Annotated in this window: 10 protein-coding genes; 7 read left to right on the forward strand and 3 right to left on the reverse strand. The window is 72.1% G+C overall.

Going from position 1 to position 10,975, the window contains the following annotated elements:
- Nucleotide 1 precedes the first annotated feature (1 nt).
- The 4 genes from gatA (at nucleotide 2) to BIU95_RS07210 (ending at nucleotide 5,023) form a co-directional block, all read left to right on the forward strand.
- Complete coding sequence (gene gatA / locus BIU95_RS07195; RefSeq protein WP_017887004.1) at nucleotides 2-1,549, forward strand: Asp-tRNA(Asn)/Glu-tRNA(Gln) amidotransferase subunit GatA; 1,548 nt, start codon at nucleotides 2-4, stop codon at nucleotides 1,547-1,549.
- Nucleotides 1,549-3,054: an Asp-tRNA(Asn)/Glu-tRNA(Gln) amidotransferase subunit GatB gene (gene gatB, locus BIU95_RS07200; RefSeq protein ID WP_017887003.1), complete on the forward strand. Its 1,506-nt coding sequence runs from the start codon at nucleotides 1,549-1,551 to the stop codon at nucleotides 3,052-3,054. Before gatA ends, gatB begins: the two co-directional genes overlap by 1 nt.
- A gap of 119 nt (nucleotides 3,055-3,173) precedes the next feature.
- Nucleotides 3,174-4,304 carry a type III polyketide synthase gene (locus BIU95_RS07205; RefSeq protein WP_368086287.1) on the forward strand — a complete coding sequence of 377 codons (1,131 nt, stop codon included), beginning with the start codon at nucleotides 3,174-3,176 and terminating at the stop codon, nucleotides 4,302-4,304.
- Entirely contained in the window at nucleotides 4,301-5,023 is a 723-nt protein-coding gene (locus BIU95_RS07210; protein WP_083389285.1) for a methyltransferase domain-containing protein, read from the forward strand. Before BIU95_RS07205 ends, BIU95_RS07210 begins: the two co-directional genes overlap by 4 nt.
- Before the next feature lie 108 nt (nucleotides 5,024-5,131).
- Here the strand turns inward: BIU95_RS07210 and BIU95_RS07215 are convergent, their stop codons facing one another.
- On the reverse strand, nucleotides 5,132-6,181 hold the full coding sequence (locus BIU95_RS07215) for a zinc-dependent alcohol dehydrogenase family protein (protein WP_017887000.1): 1,050 nt from the start codon (nucleotides 6,179-6,181) through the stop codon (nucleotides 5,132-5,134).
- A gap of 80 nt (nucleotides 6,182-6,261) precedes the next feature.
- Here BIU95_RS07215 and BIU95_RS07220 point away from each other — a divergent pair, with 80 nt between their 5' ends.
- Entirely contained in the window at nucleotides 6,262-7,215 is a 954-nt protein-coding gene (locus BIU95_RS07220; protein WP_017886999.1) for a DUF3097 domain-containing protein, read from the forward strand.
- A gap of 70 nt (nucleotides 7,216-7,285) precedes the next feature.
- Complete coding sequence (locus tag BIU95_RS07225) at nucleotides 7,286-7,939, forward strand: hypothetical protein (RefSeq protein WP_017886998.1); 654 nt, start codon at nucleotides 7,286-7,288, stop codon at nucleotides 7,937-7,939.
- A gap of 274 nt (nucleotides 7,940-8,213) precedes the next feature.
- On the opposite strand, the gene BIU95_RS07230 is transcribed toward BIU95_RS07225, so the two are convergent.
- Both BIU95_RS07230 and BIU95_RS07235 read right to left on the reverse strand, forming a co-directional pair.
- Nucleotides 8,214-9,227 (reverse strand): LacI family DNA-binding transcriptional regulator, encoded by a 1,014-nt coding sequence (locus tag BIU95_RS07230; protein WP_071251186.1) that lies wholly within the window; start codon nucleotides 9,225-9,227, stop codon nucleotides 8,214-8,216.
- Nucleotides 9,224-9,646 (reverse strand): DUF3054 domain-containing protein, encoded by a 423-nt coding sequence (locus BIU95_RS07235; RefSeq protein ID WP_071251210.1) that lies wholly within the window; start codon nucleotides 9,644-9,646, stop codon nucleotides 9,224-9,226. The genes BIU95_RS07230 and BIU95_RS07235 overlap by 4 nt, the downstream gene beginning before the upstream one ends.
- Nucleotides 9,647-9,771: 125 nt before the next feature.
- Between BIU95_RS07235 and BIU95_RS07240 the strand changes: the two genes are divergently transcribed.
- A complete protein-coding gene (locus tag BIU95_RS07240; RefSeq protein WP_071251188.1) occupies nucleotides 9,772-10,722 on the forward strand; it encodes a hypothetical protein in 951 nt (316 codons plus the stop codon).
- Nucleotides 10,723-10,975: the final 253 nt, after the last annotated feature.

A 10,975-nucleotide genomic window follows, 5' to 3' on the forward strand; every position in this document is an offset into this window, starting at 1 on the left:
AGTGACCGACGACATCACCAAGCTGAGCGCCGCGGCGCTCGCCGACGCCCTGGTGGCCCGCGACGTCTCGAGCGTCGAGGCCACCCAGGCCCACCTCGACCGGATCGCCGCCGTCGACGGCGACGTGCACGCGTTCCTGCACGTCAACCAGAACGCCCTGGCAGCCGCGAAGTCGATCGACTCGCGCCGTGCCGCGGGCGACGACCTCGGTCCGCTCGCGGGTGTGCCGATCGCCGTCAAGGACGTCCTGTGCACGCAGGACATGCCGACGACCTCGGGGTCCAAGATCCTCGAAGGCTGGGTGCCGCCGTACGACGCGACCCCTGTCGCGAAGCTCCGCGCCGCCGGCCTCGTGCCGCTCGGCAAGACCAACATGGACGAGTTCGCGATGGGCTCGACCACCGAGTTCTCGGCCTACGGGCCCACCCGCAACCCGTGGGACCTCGACCGGATCCCCGGCGGGTCCGGTGGTGGCTCGGCCGCTGCGGTCGCGGCGCACGAGGCACCGCTGGCCCTCGGGTCCGACACAGGTGGCTCCATCCGCCAGCCGGGTGCCGTCACGGGCACGGTCGGTGTGAAGCCGACCTACGGCGGGGTGAGCCGCTACGGCGCCATCGCCCTGGCGTCCAGCCTCGACCAGATCGGTCCGGTGTCCCGCACGGTCCTCGACGCCGCGCTCCTGCACGACGTCATCGGCGGGCACGACCCGAAGGACTCCACGTCCATCCCGGACGCCTGGCCCTCGATGGCCGCCGCCGCACGCGAAGGGCTGCAGGCGGACACGCTCCGCGGCCTGCGGGTCGGCGTGGTCAAGGAACTCGCCGGTGGTGACGGCTTCCAGGCCGGTGTCACGCAGCGTTTCCAGGAGACCGTCGCGCTGCTCGAGTCGGCCGGCGCGGTCGTCGTCGAGATCGATGCGCCGTCGTTCGCGTACGCCATCAGCGCGTACTACCTGATCCTCCCGGCCGAGGCGTCGTCGAACCTCGCCAAGTTCGACTCGGTGCGCTTCGGCCTCCGCGTCACGCCCGAGAACGGTGCCACCGTCGAGGACGTCATGGCCGCCACGCGTGAAGCCGGCTTCGGGCCCGAGGTCAAGCGGCGCATCATCCTCGGCACCTACGCCCTGAGCGCCGGGTACTACGACGCCTACTACGGCTCGGCGCAGAAGGTCCGCACGCTCGTGCAGCGCGACTTCCAGGCCGCGTTCGAGCAGGTCGACCTGCTCGTCAGCCCGTCCGCGCCGACGACCGCGTTCCCGATCGGTGAGCGCATCGACGACCCGCTGGCGATGTACCTCAACGACCTCACGACGATCCCGGCGAACCTGGCCGGCGTGCCCGGCATGAGCATCCCGAACGGTCTCGCGCCCGAGGACGGCCTGCCCGTCGGCGTGCAGCTCATGGCGCCCCAGCGCGAGGACGCCCGGCTGTACCGCTACGGTGCCGCGCTCGAGCGTCTGCTCGAACAGCAGTGGGGCGCACCGCTCATCGCGTCCGTCCCGGACCTCGACCAGAGTCAGCAGTCCGCTGCGCAGGAAGGTGTGATCTGATGGCGCAGAAGGACGCGCTGATGGACTTCGACGAGGCGCTCGAGCGCTACGAGCCGGTGCTCGGCTTCGAGGTCCACGTCGAACTCGCGACGAAGACCAAGATGTTCTCGGACGCCCCGAACTTCTTCGGCGGCGAACCCAACACGAACGTCACCCCGGTCGACCTCGGGCTGCCCGGGTCGCTGCCGGTCGTAAACGCGCAGGCCGTGCGGTACTCGATCCAGCTCGGGCTCGCGCTCGGCTGCTCGATCGCCGAGTCCTCGCGGTTTGCCCGGAAGAACTACTTCTACCCGGACAACCCGAAGAACTACCAGGTCTCGCAGTACGACGAGCCCATCGCCTACGAGGGCGAGGTCGAGGTCGAGCTCGCCGACGGCACGATCTACAACATCCCGATCGAGCGCGCCCACATGGAAGAGGACGCCGGCAAGCTGACCCACGTCGGTGGTGCCACCGGCCGCATCCAGGGTGCCGAGTACTCGCTCGTCGACTACAACCGTGCCGGTGTGCCGCTGGTCGAGATCGTCACGAAGCCGATCTTCGGTGCCGAGCACCGCGCCCCCGAGCTCGGTGCGGCGTACGTGCAGGTCATCCGCGACCTCGTCCGGGCGCTCGGTGTCTCCGAGGCGCGCATGGAGCGCGGCAACCTGCGGTGCGACGCGAACATCTCGCTGCGTCCCCGCGGGCAGGAGAAGCTCGGCACCCGCACCGAGACGAAGAACGTCAACTCGTTCCGTGCCGTCGAGCGTGCGATCCGCTACGAGATCCAGCGTCAGGCCGCGATCCTCGCCGCCGGTGGCTCGATCACGCAGGAGACCCGCCACTGGCACGAGGACACCGGTCGCACCTCGGCCGGTCGCCCGAAGTCGGACGCCGACGACTACCGGTACTTCCCGGAGCCCGACCTGCTGCCCGTCGTGCCCGACCCGGCCGTCGTGGCAGAGCTCCGGGCTTCGCTGCCCGAGGCCCCGGTCGCACGTCGCCGTCGTCTGAAGGCGGACTGGGGCTTCGCCGACCTGGAGTTCCAGGACGTCGTCAACGGCGGGCTGCTCGACGAGGTCGAGGGCACCGTCGCCGCCGGCGCCGCACCGCAGGCCGCCCGCAAGTGGTGGACCGGTGAGATCAGCCGCGTCGCCAACGCGCAGGACGCCGCCCCCGGTGACCTGGTGTCGCCGAAGCACGTCGCCGAGGTCATCGCGCTCGTCGAGTCCGGTGACCTGACCGACCGCCTGGCGCGCCAGGTGCTCGAGGGCGTCATCGCGGGCGAGGGTTCGCCGGCCCAGGTCGTCGAGGCCCGGGGGCTCAAGGTCGTCTCGGACGACTCCGCCCTGACCGCCGCGGTCGACGAAGCGCTCGCGGCGCAGCCCGACGTGCTGGCCAAGATCCAGGACGGCAAGGTCCAGGCGGCCGGAGCCATCATCGGTGCCGTCATGAAGGCCATGAAGGGCCAGGCCGACGCCGCACGCGTGCGTGAACTCGTGCTCGAGCGCGCGCAGCAGTCGTAGGCGGTCCCACCTCGCAAGGGCACGGTACCGGTCGGTGCCGTGCCCTCCGTGCGTCCCGGTTGCCGTGTGCATCCTGGGGACACGTCAGCGATCGGGTGACAGGATGAACCGTGTCCGCAATGATCCGCGCCATCGGAACCGCCGTCCCCGAGACGACCCTCGACCAGCCCCGGGTGCGTGACCTCTTCTCTGCCCAACCCGACCTCGGGCGGCTCGGCCAGCGCCTGGTCCCCGCCGCGTTCGACGGGTCGGCGGTCGACCAGCGGCACACCGTCCTCGAGGAACTCGACTCCGCACGTGCCGGTGGTGCCTTCCGTGACGACGACGGCACCCTTCGCTCGCCGTCCACCGGTTCACGCAACGACCGGTACCGCGAACTCGCCCCGCCGTTGTTCGTCGGCGCCGCCCGTGACGCCGTCGAACGTGCCGGCATCGCGCCCGAGTCCGTCACGCACCTGGTGACCGTGTCCTGCACCGGGTTCACGCAGCCCGGGCCCGACATCGACGTCGTCGAGCAGCTCGGACTCCCCGCCGGGGTCTTCCGGCACCACATCGGCTTCATGGGGTGCTGCGCCGCGTTCCCCGCGCTCCGGATCGCCGCCGCGTTCGTCGACCAGGACCCGGACGCCGTCGTGCTCGTGGTGTGCGGTGAACTCTGCACCCTGCACGTCCGCGCGTCGAACGACCCCGACCAGATCGTCGCGAACAGCGTCTTCGGGGACGGTGCCGCGGCCGCGGTCGTCGCCCGTGACGGCGCCGGCCTGCGACTCGACGACTTCACGACGGCCGTGGTGCCCGAGGGCGCGTCCGAGATGGCGTGGAACATCGGGGACGAGGGCTTCGAGATGGTCCTGTCCACCGCCGTGCCGAAGCTCGTCGGCCTGCACGTCCCGAGCGCCGTGCAGCCGCTGCTCGACGGCGGGTCGGCCTCGGCCGTGCCGGTGTGGGCCGTCCACCCCGGCGGCCGGGCCATCCTCGACCGCACCCAGGAGTCGCTCGGCCTGCCCGACAGCGCGATGGAGTCGAGCCGGCGGGTGCTCCGGGAACACGGCAACATGTCGAGCGCCACCGTGCTCTTCGTGCTCCGTGACGCCGTCGACGCCGGCATGGCTGACGGCAGCGCGGTCGTCGCGCTGGCCTTCGGTCCCGGCCTGACGGTGGAGAGCGCCCGGCTCACCGCGGTGCGGACCGAGGCGTCGCTCGCCGGAGAGCCGCTGCGCGTGCCCGTCGCGACCACGGGCGCGGCGTGAGCCGTCCGGACGGCGGCACCACGGGCCTCCCGGCCGTCGACCTGCGCACCCGCGCGCTCGACCTGACCGAGCTGATGGACGACCCGGACTGCGATCCGCGCGCGCTCGCCCGCACCTTCCGGCGCTTCGCCGTCGTGAACGCGCTCGTCAGCGGCTGGCGCGCGGCCTGGCGCTCGCACGTCGTGCCCGCGCTGCCCGCACAGGGGCGTGGCCGCGTGCTCGACCTGGGGTGCGGCGGCGGCGACCTGGCCCGGTCGCTGGTGCGGTGGGCGGCGAGTGACGGCTTCGACCTCGAGGTCGTCGGTGTCGACCCCGACGAACGCGCCATCGCCGCCGCACGGCGGTCCTCACCGGCCGGGGTCACGTTCCGGCAGCAGTCGAGCGGCGACCTGGTCGCGGCGGGCGAGCGGTTCGACGTCGTCGTCTCGAACCACGTGCTGCACCACCTGGGCGACGAGGAACGGCGGGGGTTCCTGGCCGATTCCGAGCTGCTCGCGAGCGGACGCAGCCTGCACTCCGACATCCGACGGTCGTCGGCCGCCTACCGCGCGTACGCGCTGGCGTCACCGCTCGTCGCGGCGGGGACCTTCGTCCGGGTCGACGGCCTGCGGTCGATCCGACGGAGCTTCACGGTGCCCGAACTCCGCGACGTGCTGCCCGGTGGGTGGTGGGCCGAGGCGGCTGCGCCGCACCGGGTGCTGGCGATCCGCGACGCGTGACCGGGCGGTGTCCGGTGGTCGGACGCGACCAGACGACGGACGGGAGGCCCGTGGCGACGCCGCCACGGGCCTCCCGTCCGTCTGCCGCTGCGTCCACGACGCACGCCGCTAAGGGCGCAGCAGCACCTTGATGGCCCGGCGCTCGTCCATCGCGCGGTAGGCCTCGGCGGCCTCGTCGAGCGGCAGCTCCAGGTCGAAGACGCGACCGGGGTCGATCGCGCCGGAGAGCACGTCCGGCAGCAGCTCCGGGATGTACTTCCGGGCCGGGGCCATGCCGCCCGCGATCGCGATGTTCGTGTCGAACAGGTAGCGCGTGCCGATCGTCGGCACTCCGTGCGGGACCCCGACGAAGCCGACGTTGCCGCCGGGCCGGACCGAGTGCAGCGCCTGGTCCATGCTCTCCTCGGTGCCGACGGCCTCGACGCCGCAGTCCGCCAGGTCGCCGCCGAGCAGCGCGCGGACCGCCGCGACGCCCTCGTCGCCGCGCTCCGCCACGATGTCGGTGGCACCGAACTCGCGGGCGAGCGCCTGACGGTCGGCGTGCCGGCTCATCGCGATGATGCGCTCCGCACCGAGCCGCTTCGACGCGAGGACGGCGGACAGGCCGACCGCGCCGTCGCCGACCACGACGACGGTCTTTCCGGGGCCGACCGCTGCCGACACGGCGGCGTGGTGGCCGGTCGAGAAGACGTCGGACAGGGTGAGCAGCGACGGCACCAGCGCCGGGTCGACCGGGCCGGGCACCACGACGAGCGTGGCGTCGGCGTCCGGGATCCGCACGTACTCGGCCTGCGCGCCGCCGACCGGGTCGCCGTGGGCGTCCGTGCTGCCGAACCCGGACAGGTGGTCGCAGCCGGTGGTCATGCCGTTGCGGCAGGCCTGGCAGGTGCCGTCGTTCATGGTGAAGGGGGAGATGACGAAGTCGCCCTCGTGCAGGCCCGTGACGTCGTCACCGACGGCGACGACCTCGCCGACGAGCTCGTGCCCGATCGGCCGGGGCTGCTTCGTCTCGGTGACGCCGCGGTAGGGCCAGAGGTCCGACCCGCAGACACAGGCCGCGAGGACCTTGACGACGACGTCCTTGCCGGACAGGAGTCCGGGACGGTCGCGCTCCTCGACGCGGATGTCGTTCGGGGCGTGGATGATCGCTGCGCGCACGGGCGGGCCTTCCGTCGAGATGGTGGGGAACCGGCGCGGTCGACGTCGTCCGGGCCGTCGTCGACAGTACCCTCGTGCGGGTGGACGACGACCGGTACGGCGGCGATGTGCTCTCGGGGGACTGGCGCTCGCGCGGGGTGAAGAAGGTGCGGCAGGTGCCGCTCGAACGGGACATGGTGCTCGAGGACCCGGACTCCGGGTGGGCCGGTGCCGTGGTGGGGCTCGAGGCGGGCAACATCGCGCTCGAGGACTGGAAGGGCCGCACGCGCTCCTTCCCCTTCACCGGGCAGTTCCTGCTCGAGGGTGAGTTGGTGACGCTGGGGCGGCCGTCGGCGCCGGTCGGTCGTTCTGCCGGGGGTGCCGCTGGCCGGGCTGGTGCTGCTGGTTCCGTCGGTGCCGTGCACGCGGACTGGAGGCCCGGGGCCGCGCCCGCCGTGCGGCAGGCGTCCGACGGTGGTCGCCTCCGCACCGCGTCCGGATCGTTCGCCGTGGAGTCGCAGCGTGCTCGGGTGGCGCTCCCCAGCCGCATCATGGTCGAGGGCAAGCACGACGCCGAACTCGTCGAGAAGGTCTGGGGCGCCGACCTGCGCGTCGAGGGCGTCGTGGTCGAGGAACTCTCCGGCGTCGACAACCTGGCCGCGGTGCTCGACGAGTTCCAGCCGACGCGGGAGCGGCGGGTCGGGGTGCTCGTCGACCACCTGGTGCCCGGGTCGAAGGAGTCCCGCTTCGCCGACGCCGTGATGCGCGGCAAGTGGGGCGCGCACGTGCTCGTCGTCGGGCACCCGTTCGTCGACGTCTGGCAGTCGGTCAAGCCGGCGCGGGTCGGGCTGCGGGCGTGGCCGACGATCCCGCGCTCGATCGAGTGGAAGGCGGGCATCTGCCAGGCGCTCGGGTGGCCGCACGCCGAGCAGGCCGACATCGCTCGGGCGTGGCAGCGGATCCTCGGGCAGGTGCGCACCTTCGCCGACCTCGAGCCGGAGCTGCTCGGCCGCGTCGAGGAGCTGATCGACTTCGTGACCGAGCCACAGGCCTGAGGACCGGCGGATTGCCCGACCGGCGCGGTGCGCCGGGGGTGATCCGCGCCTCCAGGCCTACTGTTGGGGGATGGACGGCATCGACGGGCGCGTGCGGGGCGCGGTCGACCTGTGGCTGCGCTGGCTGCCGCGCTGGCAGATCGGGACCGCCCGCCCGCGCACGCGCATCTGCCGGAAGTGCACCGGATCCCCGATCGCCGCGGCCGCGGGGTTCGGACCCGACGTGCCGCACGCCGTCCAGCACGCGCTGATCGGGCGGATCTCGACCATCGTCGAGGACGCCGTCGACGACTACACGGCGAAGAACCTGCCGTTGCTGCAGCGTGAGCTCGAGCGCGCGGCGGCCCGGAAGCGGCACGCGGGGTACCAGCCGGCCGAGGGGTTGTCGCCGGAGTTCCAGGGCCTCGACGTGGACCCGGAGCCGTCGCCGGGGTCGCCGTTCCTGTTCACGCTCGGCGAGCTGGCCGGCACCGGCGCGGGGGAGCAGACGCCGCGCGAGCCGTTGTCCGACGAGGCGAAGGCTGCGCTCCGGCACGAGATCGCGCTGTCCGACGAGTGCGCTCGGTCGACCGGTACGGCGGTGTGCCTGGCGCTCATCGACCACCGGCCGCGGATCGCCGAAGCCGTCGAACGCCTGGTCGAGCCGCAGATCGAGGCGCTCGTGTCCGACATGTTCCGCGGGTTCGACGGTCCGGAGGACGGGCCGCGCTCGGGCTTGTTCTAGGCGGGGGCGGGCGGCTGCGGGCGTGGCCGTGGGCGGAAGCCGCACGGTGCTGTCTGTGTCGGCCCGTGCGAGGTTGACCGCTCGGTGCGCGCTTGTAGCGCCGCACCGAGCCACCACGGTGGCACCGCTTGACGAGCCTCGCACCGTGCGTGCTTCTCGAACCTCGCACCGCATCACGAATCGTGCGCGGTTTGCGCGACCTCGCACCGTGCGCGGTGCCCGGAGCCTGCACGGGGTGAGCCGACGCGCACCGTGCGAGGTCAGCGGGCCGGCGTCAGCGGGGGAGCAGGGTGCGGCCGGGGATCACGGTGCCGCGCAGTGACCGGTGCTCGACCGGGCGCGTGGGGTCGTCGATGCGGCCGATGACCAGGTCGATGGCCTCGCGGCCGATGCGCTCGATCGGTTGCTCGAGTGTCGTGAAGCCGATCCAGTCGCTCGCCAGCGGGTAGACGCCGTCGAACCCGGTGACGGAGAGGTCGCGCGGGACCTCGACACCGCGGCGGGCGAGCGCCTCGCACACGTCGAGCATGAGCCGGTCGGTCGGACACATCACCGCGGTCACGCCAGATTCCTGCACGGCGTCCACCAGGTCGGCGGCGAGGTCGTCGGGTGGCCGCACGAAGCTCGCGTCGATGTCGATCACCCGGACGCCACGTGCTCGGAGCCGCTCGACCATCGCCGAGGATCGCGCGTGCTGCGTGATGGCGTCGTCGAGCGGGACCGTGAACACCACGGCCGTGGTGTGGCCGGCATCGGCGACGGCGTCCGCGATGGAAGCCCCACCGTCGACCTCGTCGCAGTAGACGCTCGAGAGCGCCGGGTGCAGCTCGGGCCGACCGGCGACGACGGTGGCGATGCGGGGTGCGAACTCGGCGATGTCGGCGGACGGCATCAGGCCGCTGCACACGACCAGGCCGTCGACGCGCATCGACACGAGGGCGGCGAGGGCGGACTTCTCGTCCTCGACCCGGCCGACGCCCGTCGTGGTGACGACGCGGTAGCCGAGCTCCGATGCGCGGCGCTCCATCACGGCGTGCAGTGCGGTGTAGACCATCGACGAGGCGTCACGGACGAGCATCCCGATCGTGTTCGTGCGCCCGCTGACCAGCCCGCGGGCCATCGCGTTCGCGACGTACCCGAGCTCGGTCGCGGCGCGTTCGACTCGCTCACGCGTCTCGTCGGAGAACCGACCTGTTCCGGAGAGGACCCGGCTCACCGCCGACTTCGAGACACCCGCACGTGCGGCGACGTCGAGGATGGTCGGCTGGGAACCGCGGCTGCCGTTCACGCGTCGGTCGCTGCAGCATCCTGCCGCGACCGCGACGAGGTGAACCGGAGCACACCGCGGACGATCGCCCGCCAACCGAGCAGGAACACCCCGAGCACGATCGTGGCGACGATGACGAACGAGATCGGCAGCGGGTTGCCGTCGACGTCGCCCTGGCCGGTGACGACACGGATCGCCAGACCGACGAAGACCGTTAGCACCCAGGCCAGGACGCCGGTCGGCCACAAACGCAGTGGTCGTGCCCAGGCTCCGCTCGCCACGTACCCGATCGCCCAACCGGCCAGGAACGGGTAGGCGGTCGTCCACAGCGCCAGCGCCGTGTTCGCCTCACCGTGGGACGAGCGCCCGATGAGCGCGAAGACGACGATGAGGACGACGTCGATGACGGCTGCGAGCCAACCCCAGGTGCGTGCGTTCACCCGCTCATTCTCGCAGGCCTCGGGCTGCTCGCTCATTCCTCCACAAGGTGCTCGGCGCGGCTGCTCCTCCACAGCACGCCCACGCGGTGCTGCTCCGAAGGCGGAGGATCCGGAGCATCACGAGTATGTCGATGAACCTCAAGCTCGCACCGGTCCCCGAAGTCCTCACGTACCGAACCTCCGCCCAGCGCCCCGACGAGTCCGATGTCATCAGACGTCGGGCCGCTGCGGGGGAGCTCACACGGGTAGCACGCGGACTCTACGCGGAGTCTTCGGGATGGGCCGCACTCCACCCCACTGAACAGCACCACCTCCGGCTGCGCTCGTTCGCCGACCGGATCCGGCCAGGAGACCTGATCTCACACGTCTCCGCCGCCGTCGTGTTCGGTGTGCCCCTGCTCACCCCGCCACCGACCCGGATCCACGTGACCTCACGCGGTGCCGACCGGCGCACCACGAACGCGACCTTCGTGGTGCACGCCGACCTCGACCCCGAACGGAACGAGCGTCCGGTCGCCACGCTCGACGGGCTGCTGTTGTGCGGACTCGATCGGCTGGCGACCGACCTCGCACTCACACTGCCGTTCACCGACGCAGTCGTGTCCCTCGATGCGCTCCTGCGTCGCGAGGTCGAACGCGAGGACGTCCTATCGGCGATCGAGCGGCGCGGGCAGAAGGGACGACGTCGGGCACTCCGGGCGATCGGGTTCGCCGATGCCGCATCGGACTCACCGGGGGAGTCGTACGCACGAGCGCGGTTCGACCAGTTCGGGACACCACCGCCGGTCCTCCAGCACCGCTTCCGGGCACTCGGCGAGTCGGACATCGTGGTGGACTTCTGGTTCCCGGATGCCGGGGTCGTGGTCGAGTTCGACGGAGCCGTGAAGTACCGGAGCAGTGCGTACCTGCGGGGACGGACACCGGAGGAAGCGCTGTTCGACGAGAAGATCCGGGAAGACCGGCTCCGCGCGTTCCCCGAGGTGCGAACCGTGGTGCGGCTCACCTGGTCGGACCTGCGCAACGAGTGGGTCCTCCGCGCGAAGCTCCGCAAGGCCGGAGTCCGCATGTCGCGCTGAGGGCTATCAGTCACGCACCGTGCGAGATTGTTCGGCATCTTGCCGGTGCGCACGGTGCGCGGTTCGTCGCCCACCGCGGACCTGGCCGCTCGGTGCGGGGTCGTCGGCAGCGAACGGGGCCGCGCACCGTGCATCGTTCGCCGGTCGGGGGCGAGCAGCCCGCTCCGTGCCGGGTTGTAGCCGGGCACGAAGCCGTCAACCCCGCACGGGGCGTCGGAACTCGCACCGTGCGCCGTCACCGCGCCCACGCCCG

The organism is Curtobacterium sp. MCBA15_007 (genome assembly GCF_001864905.1).
Taxonomy (GTDB): Bacteria; Actinomycetota; Actinomycetes; order Actinomycetales; family Microbacteriaceae; genus Curtobacterium; species Curtobacterium poinsettiae.